This window comes from Roseomonas sp. HF4, assembly GCF_005222755.1.
Classification (GTDB): domain Bacteria; phylum Pseudomonadota; class Alphaproteobacteria; order Acetobacterales; family Acetobacteraceae; genus Neoroseomonas.
The window spans coordinates 91,989-109,444 of the sequence record NZ_STGD01000003.1; the positions used below are offsets into that span (position 1 = coordinate 91,989).

A 17,456-nucleotide genomic window follows, 5' to 3' on the forward strand; every position below is an offset into this window, starting at 1 on the left:
TCAGCCCGCCTCGATCCGGGCCAACTGCCAGACCGACCACTGGCGCACACGCGCAGTGTCGAGATCGGGCCGGCAAGACCAGGGAAAGACGATCCAGAAGGGGCCGCGGCTGCGGACCGGCATCGGGTTGCCGTCCTGCCGCGTCGCGACGAAGGGCTCGGCGTCCAGGGCCTCGCGAAGCGGCATCGTGACGGCATAGTCGTTGAGCGCCACCGCACGCAGGACCCTGCCGCGCGCGCCGACGGCGCCGAGCAGGCGTTCGAGCGGCACGCCGGCGAAATGCTGCGGCCCGCGCGTCCAGGTCGTGATGGTGACCAGGTTCTTCTGGCCGAGCGCCTCGACCGCGCTCCGCGCGAGGCGATGCGGGGCTGGCGACGCGACGGCACCGGCCACTTCGAGTACCGGCTCGCCCGCCGCGTGCGCCCCGCCGGGAAGGGCGATGGCAGCCAGCACCGCGCGTCGTGCGAACGTCATGACGGGACCCTCCGGCTCGCCCGTCATGGATACGCCGGTCGGGATGACCGGAAAGTTACCGTGCCGCGGCGGGCCGGTACCGGACATCGGGATGCGCCCGAAGGCGCAGCCTCGAACGGTCCGTCAGGCCGCGACCGGCCCTTCCGCCATCTGCACCGCCTGGCCGAGATCGACGCTCAGCAGCCGCGACACCCCGCGTTCCTGCATCGTCACGCCATAGAGCCGGTGCATCCGCGCCATGGTCAGCGGGTGGTGCGTCACCACCAGGAAGCGCGTGCCGCTCTCGGCCGCCATGGCGTCGAGCAGGTCGCAGAGGCGCTCCACGTTCGCGTCGTCGAGCGGCGCATCCACCTCGTCCAGCACGCAGACGGGCGCCGGGTGGCAACGGAACACCGCGAAGATGAGCGAGAGCGCCGTCAGCGCCTGCTCCCCGCCCGACAGCAGGCTCAGCGTCGCGAGCTTCTTGCCGGGCGGCTCGGCATAGATCTCGAGCCCCGCTTCCAGCGGGTCGTCCGAGCCCACCAGCGCGAGATGCGCCCGGCCGCCGCCGAACAGCCGCGCGAACAGCCCGCGGAACTCGGAATCCACGCGGTCGAAGACCTCGCGCAGGCGCTCGCGCCCTTCCCGGTTCAGGTGGCCGATCGAGCCGCGCAGCTTGGCGATCGCCGCCGTCACCTCGTCCCGGTCGGTCGTGATCCGGGTGATCCGCTCCTCGATCTCGGCGACCTCGATCTCGGCGCGCAGGTTGACCGGGCCCATCTCCTCACGCTCGCGCGCCAGGCGCTCGACCTTGCGCTGCGCCTTCTCCTCGGCGGCGTCGGAGAGTTCCTCGGGCGGCGGCGGCAATTCGGCGTCCTCGCCGAGCCGTTCCGCGATGCGCGCGGCGACGGCATCGCCCGCCGTGCCCGCGGCCTCGGCGGCGGCCTCGGCACGCACCTGGCCCTCGCGCGCGGCGGAGAAGGCGGCATCGGCGCGCCGCCGCGCCTCCGCCCCTTCGCGCAGCCGCGCCTCGGCCGCGGAGAGCGCCGCGGCCGCGGCGGCATGTGTCGCCTCCGCCTCGGCCAGCAGGGCGGCGCCGGCGCTGCGGCGGGCGGCGGCGTCCTCCGGCGCGCCGGCCAGCGCCTCCTGCTCGGTCGCCGCCTCCGCGCGGCGGCGGCGCAACTCGATGACGCGCGCCTCCGCGTCCGCGCCGCGCGTGGTCCAGAGCGCGGCTTCCTCCGCCACCGAAGCGAGGCGCGCCGCGACGCGCCCGGCCTCGGCCGCGAGCGCGCCGATGTCGCCGCGCGCCGCGACCTCGGCGGCGCGCGCCTCGGTGAGCGCAGCGCGCGCGTCGTCCACCGCGGCGCGCAGCGCATCGAGGTCGGGGGCGGCGGCTGTCGCGGCGGTGGCTGCGGCGAGCGCCGCCTCGGCCTCCGCGCATTCCGCACCGAGCCGCGCGAGCTGCGGCTCCAGCGCGGCCAGCCGGCTTTCCGCCTCGGCCGCGCGCGCGGTGAGCATCGCCTCGTGCTGGCGCGCGCCGCGCGCGGTCGCTTCCGCGGTGCGGCGGGCCTCGCGTCCCGCGTGCTCGGCGGCCTGGGCACGAGTTTCGGCGACGGCGGCCTCCTCTGCAGCGCGGCGGAGCGCCGGCAGGTCGGGCAGGGCGCCGATGGCGGCCCAGGCGGTGTCCTTCGCGGCCTCGGCCTCGGCACGGTCGGCGGCGAGCCGATCGAGCTGCGGCGCGATGGCGGCAAGGCGGCTTTCCGCCCGCGCGTGCCGGGCGGCGAGCGCGCCCTCGGCCTGGCGGGCCTCGGCCAGCGCGGCCTCGGCCGCGGCGCGGGCGTCGCGGGCGGCGGCCTCTGCGGCGCGCGCCTCCTCCTCCCGCGCTGCGGCGGCGAGGCGCCCGGCCTCGGTGGTCGCGGCCTCGGCCTCGGCGCGGTCGAGCTTCGCCTCCGCGGCGCGGAGCGCGTTGCGCTGGGCGAGGCGCACGGCACCCGGCGTCGGCGCGCCGGCGCGCGCGGTGTGCCCGTCCCAGCGCCAGAGCGCGCCATCCTCGGTGACCAGCGACTGGCCGGGCCGCAGCGCCGCCTGCAACGCGGCGCCGTCGGCCTCCTTCGGCAGCAGGCCGATCTGCGACAGCGCGCGCGACAGCGCCGCCGGGGCCTCGACCAGGCGCGACAGCGGCACCGCGCCGCCCGGCAGGGGTGCCGCGGCCTCAAGCGGCGGCAGGCTGCGCCAGAAGCGCGGGCCGCCTTCCTCGGCGGGGCTTTCCAGCGCCTCCCCGAGCGCCGCGCCGAGCGCGGCCTCGAGGCCCGCGGGCACGCCCACCTGGTCCAGGATGGGGGCCGCCGCGCCGGGTTCGCGGGCGGAGAGAACCTCGGTCAGCGCGGCAACCTCGGCGCCCGCGCGGGCGCGTTCGCCGGCGGCGGCGGTGGCGGCGCGGGCGGCTTCGGCGTGGGCGGCGGCGGCCCAGGCGCGCATCGCCTCGGCCTGCTCCAGCGCGCCGCCGGCGGCTGCGACGGCCTCGGTCGCGGCTTCCAGCGCCGCGGCGGCGGCGGCCCGCTCGGCGGGGGGGATGTGCTCGGCCAGCGCGGCGTCGCGGTCGCGCAGCATGGCGGCGTGCTGGGCGGTGATGCGCGCCAGGCGGTCCTCGGCGGCGCTGCGCGCGGCCTCGGCGCGGGCTGCGGCGTCGGCGGCCTCGGCGGCGCCACGGCGGGCATTGGCGTGCGCGTCGGCGGCCCCGGCACGGGCGGCCTCGGCCTGTTCCAGCGCGACCCGGGCGGCGTCCAGCGCGGCGTCGGTGGCGGCGACCTCGGCGGCGGCCTCCGCGCGCGCCTCGGCCGGGATGCGGGCGCGGTCGGCGGCGTCGCGCTCGGCGGCGAGGCGGACATGGCCGTCCCGTGCGCGGGCGAGCCGCGCCTCGGCCAGGGTGCGCGCCTCGGCGGCGGCCTGGGCGCGGGCGGCGCCCTCGGCGGCCTCGACCGTCGCGGCCTCGGCGGCGCGCTCGGCGGCGGCGGCGACATCGGAGGCGGCGGCGAGCGCGGCCTCGGCGGCGGCGCGCCGTGCGGGCAGGGAGCCTTCGACCGCGTGCAGCGCCTCGGCTTCCTGCGCCAGCCGCTCGCGCGCCGCCTCGGCGTCGCGCAGCACGCCCTCGGCATGGGTCAGGTCGCGCTGCAACTGCGCGAGGCGCGCCTCGGCGGCGCCCAGCGCCTCCCGCGCACGGCGTTCCTCGGCTTCCAGCCCCTCGGTCTCGACGCGGCGGCGCTCGAGCGCGGTGCGGGCGGCGGCCTCGGTGGCGCGCGGCGCGGGGATGGCCTGCTCGGCCTCGAAGGCGGCGATGGCGGCGCGCTCGGCCTCGGCCTCGGCGGCGCGGACGCGGGTGCGCGCGTCGGCCAACTGCGCCTCGGCCAGCGCGGCGGCGGCCTCGGCGCGGGCTGCCAGGATCGCGAGCCATTCGCCCTCGGCCTGGCGCACCAGCCCCGAGAGGTTGCGGTAGCGGTTCGCCTGCCGCGCCTGGCGCTGCAGCCCCTGGCGTTGGGTGTCGAGTTGGCCGAGCAGGTCCTCGGCGCGCGACAGGTTCGTCTCGGCCTGGCGCAGCTTCAGCTCCGCCTCGTGCCGGCGGGCGCGCAGCCCGGCGATGCCGGCGGCCTCCTCCAGCACCTGGCGTCGGTCCTCGGGCTTCGCCTGGATCAGCGTGGAGACGCGCCCCTGGCTGACCATGGCCGAGGCGCGGGCACCCGAGCCGATGTCGGCGAACATGGTCTGCACGTCGCGCGCGCGGACCTCCTTGCCGTTCACCCGGAAGGCGCTGCCCTCGCCGCGGTTGATGCGGCGGGCGATCTCGAGTTCCGGCTGGTCGTGGTTGGGCGGCGGCGCGAGCCCCTCCGCCTCCTCCAGGCTGAGCGTGACCTCGGCGAGGTTGCGCCCCGGCCGCGTTGCGGTGCCCGCGAAGATGACGTCGTCCATCTCGCCGCCACGCATCGCCTTGGCCGAGGTCTCCCCCATCGCCCAGCGCAGCGCCTCGACCACGTTCGACTTGCCGCAGCCGTTCGGGCCGACGATGCCGGTGAGCCCCGCGCGGACCTCGACCACGGTGGCCTCGGCGAAGGACTTGAAGCCGGCGATGCGGATGCGGGCCAGCGTCGCGCGGATCGCGGCGTCGCGCTGCGCCTCGCTCCGCGGGGCGCCGTCGCCCTCCTCGCCCTCCTCCGGGGTGGGCGTGACGTGCCCGTCCGGCGTCACGAGGCCTGGGCCTCGCGCGCGAAGCGGTCGAAGGGGATCGCGCCCGAGACGACGCGCGTGCCGAACACGAAGGTCGGCGTCGCCTGCACGCGGTGCTCCGCCTCCCCCTGTGCGCGGAGCGCCAGGATGGCGCGCGCGAGGTCGTCATCCGCCCAGGCCGCGTCGAAGGCCGCCTGGGTCATGCCGGCGAGCAGCGCGACCTTGCCGATCTCGGCCTTGTGATCCACGCCGCGCGCATAGGCCCAGCGGTCCTGCGTCGCGAACAGCGCACTGAGGAAGGCCTCGTAGCGCTCGGCGGGGAAGGCGCGGGCGACGGCATGGGCGCGCAGCGCGACCTGGTCGAGCGGGAAGTCGCGCCAGACCATGCGCACCTTGCCGGTGCGCACGAGTTCCGCGTTCACGCGCGGCCAGGTGTCGCGGTGGAAGGCGCCGCAATGGCTGCAGGTGAGGGAGAAATACTCGATCACCGTCATGGGCGCGTCGGCGCGGCCGGTGGCGCGCTCGCCGAGCCGCGGGTCGCCGGGCGTACCCGGATCCGGAATGGCGGGAACCGTGCCCTGGGCCAGGGCCGGCCCGGCCAGGAGGATCCCGGCGGTGGCCAGGAGGCTGCGGCGGTCACGCATCATTCGTCCTACTCCCTCGATCCGGCGGCCCGCGGCGTCGCGGGCCGGTCCGGGACAGATATGGGGCGGCGCGGCGCGGGCGGGACTCGGGGCCGCTCACCCCCTGTTTCGATAGACGCCGCGGCCCAATCTTTCCAGCGCCGCACGTAGCTCCGGGGAGGCGACGCCGTCCAGCGCCGAGGAGACCTGCTCCGGCAGGGGGTCCGGGCGGGGCGCCGGCCGCTTGCGCGCCGCCGCGCCGGCGGGGGCCTGCTGCACGAAGCGGAAGCGCTCGACCGCCTGGCGGCCCAGCGCGGCGTTGATCCGCGCCGCCAGTTGCGGCGCCAGGTGCTGCAATTCCATCGCGACCGGCCCGCCGCAGGCCAGCGTCAGCGTGCCCGAGGCAAGGCGGAGCGGCTGCGTCACCGCCGCCAGCGCGGGGCCGACCAGTGCCGGCCAGTCCGCCATGATCTGCGCCCCCGCGGGGCTCTTGCGCTTGAAGGCCGGGCGTGTGAGGGCGGGGACGAGGGCGCCGAGCGGCCTCGGCCCGCCCAGGAACCGCCTTGCCTCCTCGTCCCGTGCCATCCGCCATCCCCTCCGCCGGCCTGCTCCTCGCCTGGTACGACCGGCACCGGCGACGCCTGCCCTGGCGCGCCGCGTCCGGGGAGGCCCGCGATCCATACCGCATCTGGCTGTCGGAGGTGATGCTCCAGCAGACCACCGTGGCCGCGGTCGGGCCACGCTATGCCCGCTTCCTGGCCCGCTTCCCATCGGTGGAGGCGCTGGCGGCGGCCGATTGGGCGGAGGTCGCGGAGGAATGGGCGGGCCTCGGGTATTATGCCCGCGCCCGCAACCTCCATGCCTGCGCGAAGGCCGTGGCGGCGGCCGGGCGTTTCCCGTGCAACCGGGACGGGCTGGCGGCGCTGCCGGGCATCGGCCCCTATACGGCCGCCGCGGTCGCGGCCATCGCCTTCGACGCGCCCCTGGTGCCGCTCGACGGCAATGTCGAGCGCGTGACCGCACGGCTGCACGCGGTGCAGGAGGCGTTGCCGGGCGCCAAGCCGCAGCTTTCGGCGCTCGCCGCCCGGTTCATGGAGGACGCCGCGGCGCGCGCCCGGCCGGGGGATTTCGTGCAGGCGCTGTTCGACCTCGGCGCCACCATCTGCACGCCGCGCAGCCCGGCCTGCGGCCTCTGCCCCTGGCGGGAAGGCTGCGCGGCGCAGGCGGCCGGGATCGCGGCGGCGCTGCCGCGAAAGGCGCCGAAGGCCGTCCGGCCGTTGCGCCACGGCGCGCATTTCCTGCTCCGGGACGCAGCAGGACGCGTGCTGCTGCGCCGCCGGCCGGCCAAGGGGTTGCTCGGCGGCATGCTGGAGGTGCCGGGCACGCCCTGGCGCGACGCACCCTGGCCCGCGGCCGAGGCGCTGCCCCATGCGCCGCTGGCCGCGCCCTGGCGGCTGCTGCCGGGCCTCGCGCGGCACGGCTTCACGCATTTCGAGCTGGAGATGGTGCTCTTTGCCGCCGCCCTGCCCGATGCCCCGACGCCGCCCGGGGGCGAATGGCTGCCCGCGCCCGAGGCGGCCCGCGCGCTGCCGAGCGTGATGCGGCGGCTGCTGGCGCTGGCGGCCGACGCCTGAGCGCGGCTTCGGCGGGATGTCGACGAAGGTCGGGGGAGGGGAACCTCCCCCGAGCCCCCTCCCTTCTTTGGCACTTGGTGCGGACCTCGGTAGGGAAGGCGCCAGGTGCCAAAGAAGGTTGTGGGGGGAACGGGGGGAGAAGTTCCCTTCTCCCCCCGCCTTTCGTCCTGGCCGGCGCTACCCCCGCCCGCGCGCCGCCAGCATCACGAACACCGCGCCCGCCGCCCCCACGAGCACCGCCGCGCCCAGGATCAGCAGGAAGGATTGCTGCACCAGTGCCAGCAGCGGCACCGAGGCGCCGAGCACCACGCCGACCGCGCCGATCCGCCAAGACCCCGCATGCACCCCGGCCACGAAGGTGCCGAGCGCCAGCAGCATGAGCAGCCCGATCTCGGCGCCCCGGCCCGCGAGCGCCGCCTGCACCTCCGGCCGGAACAGGACCAGCATGGCAAGCAGGAAGCCCGCCCAATGCAGTGCCTGCGTCCAGATCAGCCGCATCCGCCCGCCGCGGTCCGGCGCGCCGGACCAGCCGGCGACCACGCAGAGCACGCCGAACAGCGGCGTCACGATCTTCCAGTAGGTCGGATTCGGCCCCGAAGCGAACGCCGCATAGGAAACCCCGAAGAAGGCGGCGGCCAGCATCGCGATGTAGGGCGCCTGGTGCAGCATGGTGCGCGGCAGGGCGCTCGGCGGGGGCGCCGGCGCGGCGGGCGGGGGCGGCGTGTCGTCGAGCCCGTGCCGGTCCTCGAAGGCCTGCCGCGTCGGGTCCGGCCGGGGCGGGGGCGGCGGCGGGGTTTCGGCCGCGCCGCCGGGTGTCGTGTCGCTCATCGCCGGGGTCTCCCTTCTTGCGGGCAGCATAGCGCGCCGGGCGCCGCCTAGGTCTCCCGCTGCACCTCGGCGCGGTATTCGTCGAGCACGCGCAGCCGGCCGTCGCGCAGTTCCACATGCCAGAACAGCCAGCCATTGCAGGACGGCGCTTCCTGCACCGCCGCGCCAACCTTGTGGATGGACCCGGTGGCGAGGCCGCAGCGCAGCGTGCCGTCGGCGCCGACCACCGCTTCCCAGCGCTTCTGGCGGTCGAAGACCTTCGCGCCCGCGGGCACGATGCCGCGCTCGACCAGCGTGCCGAAGGGGATGCGCGGCTGCTCCTTGCGCGAGGGCAGGGCGGCGGCGGCATCCTCGGGTGCCGGTTCCACCGCGGCGATGCGTGCGAGCGCCGCGTCGGCATAGGCGCGGTCACGCTCGATCCCGATGAAGCGCCGGCCGAGCCGCTTGGCCACCGCTGCCGTGGTGCCCGAGCCGAGGAAAGGGTCGAGCACCACCTCCCCCGGCGCGGTGCAGGCGAGGATGACGCGATGGAGCAGGGCTTCCGGCTTCTGGGTCGGGTGGAGTTTCGCACCCTTCCCGTCGCGCAGGCGCTCGTGGCCGGTGCAGAGCGGGATCAGCCAGTCGCTGCGCATCTGCAGGTCGTCGTTCAGCGCCTTCATGGCAGCGTAGTTGAACCGGTAGCGGCTTTCCGGGCCGCGCGCGGCCCAGACCAGCGTCTCATGCGCGTTGGTGAAGCGGCGGCCGCGGAAGTTCGGCATCGGGTTCGACTTCCGCCAGATCACGTCGTTCAGGATCCAGTAGCCCTGGTCCTGCAGCGCGGAGCCGAGGCGGAAGACGTTGTGGTAGGCGCCCATCACCCAGATGGTGCCGTCCTTGCGCAGCACGCGGCGGCATTCGGCCAGCCATTCGCGCGTGAAGCCGTCGTAGGCGGGCAGGTCCGCGAAGCGGTCCCATTCGTCGTCCACGCCATCCACCAGGCTGTCGTCGGGCCGTCGGAGCGTGCCCTTGAGCTGCAGGTTGTAGGGCGGGTCGGCGAAGATGGCGTGCACGCTGGCGGGCGGCAGGTGCCGGAGCCACGCGATGCAGTCCCCGACCAGAACCTGGTCGAGCGGCAGATCGATCTGCGTGCCCAAGCGAGAACCCCGTACCCCTGCGAAGCCGGCAGAATCGCTTGCGCGACTCGGCAGGTCAAGCGATCCGGGAATACGCCCCACCGAGGGGTCGGGAGGGACCTCCCCCGTTCCCCCGCCTTTGTCCGGCGATCCGGACCCGATATTCGGGGCCGCTCCCTTGGACGCCGGGCCAGGTGGCCGGCGTCCAGCGCCGAGATGCGAAGGGGCCGACGGTCATCGCGTCCAGGATGGGCGAGTGGATGCGCGCGCCGCTCCCGCGCTGCTCTAGGCTGCGCCGCCCCGCCGCTTCGCCACCGCCGCCTCGGCCGCGGCCTTGAAGGCGGCGCTGTGGCCCTCGTTCTGCGGCACGCCCTCCGGGATGACGACCCAGGGGTGCCGATGCGGGACAAAGATCGCGACGCTCGGCGGGGGGAAGCCCGGATCCGCGAAGATACCGACCGGAATGCCGATGCGCCCGGGCATCGCCTCCACCTCCCAATGTGTGGTGGAGCCGCAGTCCGGGCAGAAGTGGAAGTCGACCATGGCTCCCGTATCGCCGGCCCGCGCATAGCGCTTCGGCGTCCCGTGCAGGCTCACGCGCTCCTTCGGGAAATAGGCGTGCACGCTGTAGGTGGTGCCCGTACGACGCTGACAGGCGAGGCAGTGGCACATCGAGACGCTGAGCGGCTCGCCCTCGGCGGTCAGGCTGACCGCGCCGCATGCGCAGGCCGCGCTTCGGGTGTTCATGCTCGCTGTCCTCGCTCCGTTCAGGGCGGTCCGGGTCGAACCCGGCGTCACGTCGGATCCGGGCCTCGCCCGCCGATGCCCTGCCGCCTGAGCCGGAACGCTACGGGATCGCGAGGTCCTGCCTCAAGGAACAAGAACAGTTCTGGGGGGCGCCGGACGAACTCCCCTTCTCCCCGCCTCTCAAAGCAGCCGGTCCACCGGCCCGAACCCCCGCCGGTGATGCGGGCTCGGCCCCAGCCGCGCGAGCGCCTCGCGGTGCGCCGCCGTCGGATACCCCGCATGCCGCGCAAAGCCGTAGCCCGGCCAGCGCGGGTCGAGCCGCGCCATCGCCCGGTCCCGAACCACCTTGGCCAGGATCGACGCCGCCGCGATGGACAGCGACAGCGCATCGCCCCCGACGACGCAACGCACCGCGCAGGGCAGCGGCGGCGCCCGGTTGCCGTCCACCAGCGCGAGGTCGGGCAGGGCGCGCAGCCGCGCCACTGCGCGCGCCATGGCGACGTGCGTCGCGACCAGGATGTTGAGCCGGCCGATCTCCGCCGCCGAGGCCGCGCCGACGGCGAGATCGAGCACGCCGTCGCCCGCCGCGGCGCGGATCGCGGCGAAGGCGGCCTCCCGCCGCGCCGCCGCGAGCCGCTTCGAATCGTCGATCAGCGCGGCGAGCGCCGCCGGCGGCGCGCGCAGGAACACCACCGCCGCCGCGACCACCGGGCCGGCGAGCGGCCCGCGCCCGGCCTCGTCCACGCCGGCCACGCGGCCATGCCCGGCTTCGAGGGTGAGGTCGGGGCGCGGGCGCATTGCCGGGTCGTCTCGCTTCATGCAGGGAAGGGTGCTGGAGGATGACGCATGACGACCCGCCTCGCGACCCCGTCCGCCCGCACCCGCGTCGCCGCCTTCTGCGATCGCTTCGGGCTGCGCATCCCGATCCTGCTGGCACCCATGGCCGGCGTGCCGGCGCCCGCCCTTTCGGCCGCCGTCGCCTCGGCCGGCGGTATGGGCGCCCATGGCGCGCTGGCGACGACGCCGGGCGGCATCGCCGACTGGGCACGCAGCGTCCGCGCGGCGTCCAACGGCGCCTTCCAGATCAACCTCTGGATCCCCGACCCGCCGCCGGCGCGCGATGCGGCGCGGGAAGCGGCGATGGCGGATTTCCTCGCCGCCCATGGGCCGCGCCCGGCCATCCCCGAAGGCCCCTTCCTGCCGGATTTCGACGCGCAGTGCCGCGCGATTCTGGACGCCGCGCCGGCCGCGATCTCGTCCATCATGGGCGTCTTCCCCGACTGGGTGGTGGCCGAATCTAAGGCGCGCGGCATCGCGTGGTTCGCGACCGCGACTACGCTCGCCGAGGCGCGCGCGGCGGTCGCTGCCGGCGCCGACGCGATCGTCGCGCAGGGTGCCGAGGCCGGCGGGCATCGCGGCGCCTTCGATGCCACGACGGCCGAGGCGCAGCTGACCGGCGGGCTCGCGCTGATCCCGCGCCTGGCCGATGCGCTGGACGTACCGGTCATCGCGACGGGCGGCATCGCCGATGCCCGCGGCATCGCGGCCGCGCTCACGCTCGGCGCCAGCGCGGTGCAGGTCGGCACCGGATTCCTGCGCTGCCCGGAGGCCGCGATCCACCCGGCCTGGGCGGACGCGATCGGCGCTGCTGAGCCGGACGGGACGGCGCTGACGCGCATCTTCTCGGGCCGCCTCGGGCGCGGCATCGCGAACGAGGTGGTCCGCGCCGCGGCGCCGCCGGCCGCGCCCTACCCGGTGCAGCGCGCGCTGTTCGCGCCGGTGCGCGCCGCGGCCGAGGCGGCGGGCGACCCGCGCGCGATGCAGATGTGGGCGGGGCAGGCGGCACGCCTGGCGGCGGCAGAGCCGGCGGGGGACCTGGCGCAGCGGCTTTGGGCGGAGGCGCTGGCGCTGCTGCCGTGACGGCCACGGAAGGATCAAGGTCGGGGGAGGGGAACCTCCCAGAACCGGGACCCCACGACAGTGCTGCGCAACGCCGCGGCAACCCCAGGCCCTCCCTTCCTTTGCGCATGGCGCCGGATCCGTTGGTTCGCGCATCCCGCCCGGCATTGTGTGCGGGCCGGTCCCGGTGCTGCCGACGCGCAAGCCGCGCTATTCCTTCGCCCCGCCCTTGGGCAGCGCAACCCAGCCGAGGATCCCGAGCCCCAGCGCCAGGCCCAGCACCGCGAACGCCGCCCGATACGCCGCCTCCGGCCGCGCACCACCGGCCTCGGGGAACAGCCCCACCACCGCGCCCACCAGCAGCGGCAGCAGCGCCGAGCCCAGCACCTGCGCCAGGTTCACCGTCGTCGCCCCGCGCCCGACGAGGTGGTCGGGGAACAGTGATCGTCCCTCCGCCACCACCAGCACCGGAAAGGCCGAGAACAGCACCAGCAGCACGAGCAGCGCGAGCGCACCCGCAAGCGGCGCCCCGGGCCACACCGCCAGCCCCAGCAGCGCCGCCGCGGCCAACGCCGCCCCCGCCGTGACCACCCGCCGCCGCGGCCCGAAGCGCCGCTCCACAGGGCCGATGAGCAGCAGCCCGGCCGGCATCGCCACCCCCATCGCCGCCAGCGCCCAGCCGCGCCCGGCCGCATCCAGCCCATGCACATCAGCCAGGTACGGCCCGGCCCAGAGCCCCAGCACCGTCGCCGCCGCCGCGTAGCCGACCAGGTGCATCGCGAGCACCCGCGAAAGCCCCGGCAGGCGCCAGATCGAGACCTGCCCGACCAGCGCCTCGCGCAGCGTCTCGGGCCGCCGGGCGGGCGCCCCGGCCGCCTCCTCCGGCACCAGGCGCCACCAGGCGAGGCCAGCCAGCAGGGTCAGCACGGCCGAGGCGCCGAGCGCCCCGCGCCAGCCGAGCAGCCCGGCCACCGCCGCCAGCGGCGCGCCCGCCAGCAGGATGCCCATCTGCGACAGCGCGAAGACGCGCGACAGCGCGACGGTCATCGCCGCCCCCTGGTGCCAGCGCGCGCAGAGCACGACCGCCGCCATGAAGGACCCCGCGCAGCCAAGGCCGATCAGGAAGCGCGACGCCAGCAGCCAGCCGCCATCCGGCGCGACCGCCTGCAGCCCCGCGCCGAGCACGGCAAGCCCGGTCAGCGCGCCCACCGTCCGCCGCGGCCCCGCGCGATCGAGCGCGATGCCGACCGGCACCTGCGCCAGCAGCAGCGCCGCGAAGAACATCCCGTTCGCCGCGCCCAGCACCGCCGGGCTCAGCGCGAGGTCTTCCGACAACTCCGGCGCAATGACGCCGAGCGCCGCCCGGTGGAACTGCGACAGGCCGGTCATGAGCGCCAGCGCAGCGAGGGCCGCCGGCCCGACACCCGTCATGCGGCGTCGAGGCCGAGCGCGTCCCGCAGACCGCGCGCGCCCTCGGGCGAGACGGCAAGGCGCCGGCGCGCCAGGATGTCACCCTCGCCCGTCGCCGGCAGGCGGCGCAGCCACCCGCGCGCGAGCCAGCCGCGCGCGATCTCCCGCCCCAGGCCACCGGCCAGATGCGGGCGGCGCTCGGACCAGTCCATGCAGTCCCGCGCCAGGCAGCAGGGGGCGGCGCCGCGCGCCGGGCGCGCCGCGGCGTCGAGGTCGACGCCCGCCGCGGCGAGGCGCGCGCGGCCTTCGGCCGTCGCGTCCCAGCCGCCGGGCACGGGCAGCAGCCAGCCCGCGCCCGTGAGCCGCGCATGCAGCGCGACGCCAAGCCGCCCGGCCAGGTGGTTCCAGCAGAGCCGCGCCGCGCGCGCCGCGTCCCCGTGCTTCCAGGGGCGGGCGGGGGCGATGCGGGCGGCGAGGCCGCCCAGCGTCTCGATCGCCGCCGCGACATCCTCGCCCGCCAGGCGGTGGTAGCGGTGGCGTCCCTGCGCATGGACCACCAGCAGCCCCCCGTCGACGAGGCGCGCGAGGTGCTGGCTGGCCGTGGCCGCCGTCACCCCCGCCACGCGGGCGAGTTCGCCTGATGTCAGCGCCTCGCCCCCCATCAGTGCGGCGAGCATGCGCGCGCGGGTCGGGTCGGCCATCAGCGCCGCGGTGGCGGAGAGCGGTCCGGGGGCGGTGGGGTCTGTCATGGCGCGATGCTATCCCGCTTCGGCGTGCGAGGCTTCGGCCGACGGCGAAGCAAGTGGCGCCCCGCCATGCGATACGGGCGGCAACGAGGGGAGCGGCCGGCATGATTGCGGTGATCTTCGAGGTGGAGCCGGCGGAGGGGCGCGAGGCGGACTACCTCGCCATCGCCGCCGCCATGCGCGCGGAACTCGAGCGCCAGCCGGGCTTCGTCTCGGTCGAGCGGTTCCGCAGCATCGCGAACCCCGGGAAGCTTCTGTCGCTGTCCTTCTGGGAGGACGAGGCGTCGGTGCGCGCCTGGCGCTGCCATGACGGGCATCGCGCATCGCAGGCGGCCGGGCGGGGCGGCATCTTCGCCGGCTACCGCCTGCGTGTTGCGGGCGTGATGCGCGACTACGGCCCGCGCGAGCGGCGGGACCAGGCGCCGGCGGACAGCAACGCGCTCTGGGGCCTCTGATCCCCAGTGGCCGAAGATTTGATCTTCGGCCGCCCTCGGACGCCGGGCGGGCCGCATCCGGGGTCCTTGGCTTCGCCGCATTTGCGGCGGGCGCCAGTCGCCGCCTCGGCCCTTCGGGCCCCAAGTCAGACCGTCGGCCGACAGGTATGATGACGCCTATTCCAGGCCGCGCGCGAAGGCCGCAGCGCAGGTCATGGCCGGCGGCCAGGGGCGGCGCAGCGCCTCCTCTCGCCGGTCGGCCGCGGCAAAGAAGGGCTCCTGCTGGCGCGGCGCCGCCATCGCGTCGATGTCGAGGCCACGGAAGCGCCCCTGCCGCGCCAGCCGGATCCCCGGATGGCGCGGGCTGCTCCGCCACAGGCCGCGCACCCAGGCCGAGAAGCGGGCGTTCTCCCAGAACGGGATGTCAATGCCCTCGCCACCCCAGGCGTATGTGCCGCGGTCGAGTGGGTCGCGCCGGTGGATCGCGACCGCGATGTTGCGCAGCGGCGTCTGCACGCCGACATCGAAGATCGTGGTCGCCATCACGCCGAAGCGGCCGCGCACGTGTTCGGCCAGGCCCACGGTCGCGGCGGTGACGAATTCCGGCCGCTCCCCATGCAGGAGCAGGTCGTAGATCGTGTACTGCGCCGCAACAGAGCGTGCCGCGCCGACGCGTTCGTCGCAGCCGATATGCGCCCAGGGGATGCGCACCTGGCTGTGCATCGCGCGCCAGAAGTCCAGCGGGCCGAACGCCTCGGGCGCCTCGGGCCGCGGCCCCGGCGTGGGCTCGGTGACGAAGGGGATCACGCCGGCCGCCTGCAGCAGGCTCATCGCGAAGGCCGAGCAGCCCGCGCCGGTGCCCCGGAAGGGACGGTTCAGCAGGGATCCGAAGCGGTTGTGCCCGCCGCGCGCGACGAATTCCGCCAGGTAGGCGAGCGCGTCGGTCGCGTTGCGCTCGGGGACGCGGATGCGGGCGAAGACCACGTTGCCGGCGTCGAGCAGGTATTCGGGCCCCGTGTTGCGGCCGCCTTCCGGGCGAAAATAGAGGCCGTCCACGACGCGCAGCTGCCGCTGCCGGAGCGCCAGTTCCCGCGCCACCTCCGACGCCGCGTTCAACCGACCCGGCTGCGGCGTCAGCAGGATGCCGCCGATGCCGAGCTCGCGCCGGATGGTCAGGTCCACCAGTTCGGCGTCGCTGCGATGGATCGTGGTCATGCCGGTCAGGACCGGTGGGTAGCCCGGCACCTCCAGCTTCACGACGAAATGCCCGATCGGGTGGTTCGCCACCGCCACGGGCGCGGCGTCCTCGGTGCGGACGACGCTGACGGCATTGGCATAGGCCGACTTCACGAGATCGGCAGGGTTGCGGAAGTCGATGCTCCGGTCGATGCCCGGCTGGCGGGACGGCAGGCCGGTCAGTGGCGGGTCGATCTGGTAGAGCGTGATGACCGCCTCGCCCGGCGACGCGGCCGAGACCGTCGCCGCGTCGGCCAGGGTGATGTCCGTTGCCACCGGTACGTCCGGGTCGGCGATGGGGTCGTGGCCGTGCCGGACGGCGCGCAGGTCCACGCGATCCTCCCCCACGGCGAGCACCCCCTGGCCGAGATGGCGGACGCGCCGGCCCGTCGCGGTGATGTCGGCGCCGTCGCGGGCCGCGGGCGGGCGGCCGAGGAGAAGCGGCGCGACCGCCGACGCCGCCGCCTCGGCCAGCACGGATGCCTCGGCCTCGCCCGGTGCGGCCGGCACGCCTGGCGCGGTCGCGGCCACGGTGATCCGCGTGCCGTTCGACCCACGCTCGTGCAGGCTCGCCACCATGAGCGCGCCCTCGTGCAGCGCGGGCGTCTCGAGGCCCGGACCGCGACGCTGGACGAGGGTGAGGCGGAGTTCCGTCGTCGCGCGCCCGAGGCCGTCGGCCTCGGCGTCTATTCCGCGCGCGCGGAGCGCGGCCACCAGCGCGGCGCGCAGCGTGACCATGGCGAGCCTGTCCGGCGGCGCGCCGGTCTCGTCGCGCGGCTCCGCGACGCCGAGGGAGGGCGGCGGCGCAGGCGGGCCGACCGCCGGCACGCAGCCCGCGGCCGCCAGCGAGAGGGCCATCAGGTCGCGTCGGCGCGTCGGGCTCCGCATCTCGCCGAGGCTATGGCCGGCCCCACGCCGCGACCTTGATCCGGCGCAATCGCCGCCGGCGCCACGCAGCGCCGGCCGGATCGCGCCTCAGCCGCGCAGCCAGGCGGCGAGCCGCCCTGGCGCCTGCGTCATCTCCGCCTCCGGCCCGCAATAGGAAAAGCGGAGGAAGCGGCTGCCGCGGTCGCGGTCGAAGTCGAGCCCGGTGGTCGCCGCGATGCCCGCATGGTCGAGCATCGCGGCGCAGAAGGCCGTGCTGTCGTTGGTGAGGCTGCCGACGTCGCACCAGAGGTAGAAGGCGCCGTCCGCCGCGGCGATGTCCGTGAAGCCCGCCTTCGGCAGCCCCTCGAGCAGCGCGGCGCGGCTGCGGGCATAGGCGGCCTTGTTGGCCTCCAGTTCCTCGACGCAGTCCATCGCCGCCTCGGCGGCCACCTGTGCGATGTGCGGCGCGCTGATGAACATGTTCTGCGCCAGGCACTCGACCGGCCGGACCAGGTCCTCGGGCAGCAGCAGCCAGCCGATGCGCCAGCCGGTCATGGACCAGTATTTCGAGAAGGAATTCACGACGACCGCGCTGTCGCTGAACGATGCCGCGGTGCTCTCGGCCACCGTGCCCCAGGTGAGCCCGTGGTAGATCTCGTCGGACACCAGCCGGACGTCGTTCGCGTGACACCAGCGCGCGATGGCCGCGAGGTCCTCCGGCGCCAGCATCGTGCCGGCCGGGTTGCAGGGGCTCGCGACGATCAGCCCCTGCGGCCGCGGGTCCATCCGTTCCAGCATCGCGAGCGTCGGCTGGAAGCGCGTGGACGCATCGCAGGGCAGCAGCACGGGCTGCATGCCGAGCGCGGTCAGGATGTTCGCATAGGGCGGGTAGAAGGGCGCCGCCATCGCCACCCTGTCACCCGGGTCGAAGGCCGCGAGGAAGGCGAGCGGGAAGGCACCCGAGGCGCCGACGGTGACGGCGATGCGCGCCTCCGGCACCGTCACGCCGTAATGCTCGCGATAATGTCGCGCGATGCGGGCGCGCAGGCTCCGGAGCCCGAAGGCTTCCGTGTAGCCCATGGGGCTGCCCGCCTGGAGCGCGCGGATCGCCGCCTCCGCTGCTCCCCTGGGTGCGCCCGTGCCGGGCTGCCCGACCTCCATGCGCAGGATGCCGGGCGCGCCGGGCGGCAGCGCCGACGCGCGTGTGTTGGCCGCCGCGATCACGTCCATCACCAGGAAGGGCGGCGCA

15 protein-coding genes are annotated in these 17,456 nt (G+C 75.9%); 3 read left to right on the forward strand and 12 right to left on the reverse strand.

Features of this window, described 5'->3' with window-relative positions; genetic code table 11:
- The 4 genes from E8M80_RS25780 to E8M80_RS06045 all read right to left on the reverse strand — a co-directional run bounded on the left by E8M80_RS25780 (window position 1) and on the right by E8M80_RS06045 (window position 5,879).
- Window positions 1-474, reverse strand: a complete 474-nt coding sequence (locus E8M80_RS25780) for an oxidoreductase (RefSeq protein ID WP_170979216.1) — start codon at window positions 472-474, stop codon at window positions 1-3.
- 123 nt (window positions 475-597) lie between these two features.
- Window positions 598-4,692: a chromosome segregation SMC family protein gene (locus E8M80_RS06035; protein ID WP_240789916.1), complete on the reverse strand. Its 4,095-nt coding sequence runs from the start codon at window positions 4,690-4,692 to the stop codon at window positions 598-600.
- The gene (locus tag E8M80_RS06040) at window positions 4,689-5,318 is read right to left on the reverse strand and encodes a thioredoxin domain-containing protein (RefSeq protein WP_240789917.1); all 630 of its coding nucleotides are present in this window, start codon (window positions 5,316-5,318) and stop codon (window positions 4,689-4,691) included. Before E8M80_RS06040 ends, E8M80_RS06035 begins: the two co-directional genes overlap by 4 nt.
- A gap of 93 nt (window positions 5,319-5,411) precedes the next feature.
- On the reverse strand, window positions 5,412-5,879 hold the full coding sequence (locus tag E8M80_RS06045) for a DUF721 domain-containing protein (RefSeq protein WP_137124771.1): 468 nt from the start codon (window positions 5,877-5,879) through the stop codon (window positions 5,412-5,414).
- Between E8M80_RS06045 and E8M80_RS06050 the strand changes: the two genes are divergently transcribed.
- Complete coding sequence (locus E8M80_RS06050) at window positions 5,873-6,928, forward strand: A/G-specific adenine glycosylase (protein ID WP_240789918.1); 1,056 nt, start codon at window positions 5,873-5,875, stop codon at window positions 6,926-6,928. The genes E8M80_RS06045 and E8M80_RS06050 overlap by 7 nt on opposite strands.
- A gap of 177 nt (window positions 6,929-7,105) precedes the next feature.
- Here the strand turns inward: E8M80_RS06050 and E8M80_RS25785 are convergent, their stop codons facing one another.
- From E8M80_RS25785 to E8M80_RS06070, 4 genes are all read right to left on the reverse strand, one after another.
- A complete protein-coding gene (locus E8M80_RS25785; RefSeq protein WP_170979217.1) occupies window positions 7,106-7,756 on the reverse strand; it encodes a hypothetical protein in 651 nt (216 codons plus the stop codon).
- A 47-nt stretch (window positions 7,757-7,803) separates the two neighbouring features.
- On the reverse strand, window positions 7,804-8,889 hold the full coding sequence (locus tag E8M80_RS06060) for a site-specific DNA-methyltransferase (RefSeq protein WP_137124772.1): 1,086 nt from the start codon (window positions 8,887-8,889) through the stop codon (window positions 7,804-7,806).
- A gap of 264 nt (window positions 8,890-9,153) precedes the next feature.
- Entirely contained in the window at window positions 9,154-9,615 is a 462-nt protein-coding gene (locus tag E8M80_RS06065) for a GFA family protein (RefSeq protein ID WP_137124773.1), read from the reverse strand.
- Window positions 9,616-9,795: 180 nt separating this feature from the next.
- A complete protein-coding gene (locus tag E8M80_RS06070) occupies window positions 9,796-10,434 on the reverse strand; it encodes a ribonuclease HII (RefSeq protein ID WP_240789919.1) in 639 nt (212 codons plus the stop codon).
- A 27-nt stretch (window positions 10,435-10,461) separates the two neighbouring features.
- Between E8M80_RS06070 and E8M80_RS06075 the strand changes: the two genes are divergently transcribed.
- Window positions 10,462-11,535 (forward strand): nitronate monooxygenase family protein, encoded by a 1,074-nt coding sequence (locus tag E8M80_RS06075; RefSeq protein WP_137124774.1) that lies wholly within the window; start codon window positions 10,462-10,464, stop codon window positions 11,533-11,535.
- Window positions 11,536-11,724: 189 nt separating this feature from the next.
- On the opposite strand, the gene E8M80_RS06080 is transcribed toward E8M80_RS06075, so the two are convergent.
- Window positions 11,725-12,945 (reverse strand): MFS transporter, encoded by a 1,221-nt coding sequence (locus E8M80_RS06080; RefSeq protein ID WP_137124775.1) that lies wholly within the window; start codon window positions 12,943-12,945, stop codon window positions 11,725-11,727.
- Complete coding sequence (locus E8M80_RS06085; RefSeq protein WP_137124776.1) at window positions 12,942-13,673, reverse strand: helix-turn-helix transcriptional regulator; 732 nt, start codon at window positions 13,671-13,673, stop codon at window positions 12,942-12,944. The genes E8M80_RS06080 and E8M80_RS06085 overlap by 4 nt, the downstream gene beginning before the upstream one ends.
- A gap of 101 nt (window positions 13,674-13,774) precedes the next feature.
- On the opposite strand from E8M80_RS06085, the gene E8M80_RS06090 reads away from it, so the two are divergent.
- Window positions 13,775-14,125: an antibiotic biosynthesis monooxygenase gene (locus E8M80_RS06090; RefSeq protein ID WP_137124777.1), complete on the forward strand. Its 351-nt coding sequence runs from the start codon at window positions 13,775-13,777 to the stop codon at window positions 14,123-14,125.
- A 156-nt stretch (window positions 14,126-14,281) separates the two neighbouring features.
- On the opposite strand, the gene E8M80_RS06095 is transcribed toward E8M80_RS06090, so the two are convergent.
- Together E8M80_RS06095 and E8M80_RS06100 are read right to left on the reverse strand one after the other, a co-directional pair.
- Window positions 14,282-16,228, reverse strand: coding sequence for a hypothetical protein (locus E8M80_RS06095; RefSeq protein WP_137124778.1), 1,947 nt, complete (start codon window positions 16,226-16,228; stop codon window positions 14,282-14,284).
- Window positions 16,229-16,315: 87 nt separating this feature from the next.
- The gene (locus E8M80_RS06100; protein ID WP_137125039.1) at window positions 16,316-17,437 is read right to left on the reverse strand and encodes a pyridoxal phosphate-dependent aminotransferase; all 1,122 of its coding nucleotides are present in this window, start codon (window positions 17,435-17,437) and stop codon (window positions 16,316-16,318) included.
- Between the last annotated feature and the right edge of the window lie 19 nt (window positions 17,438-17,456).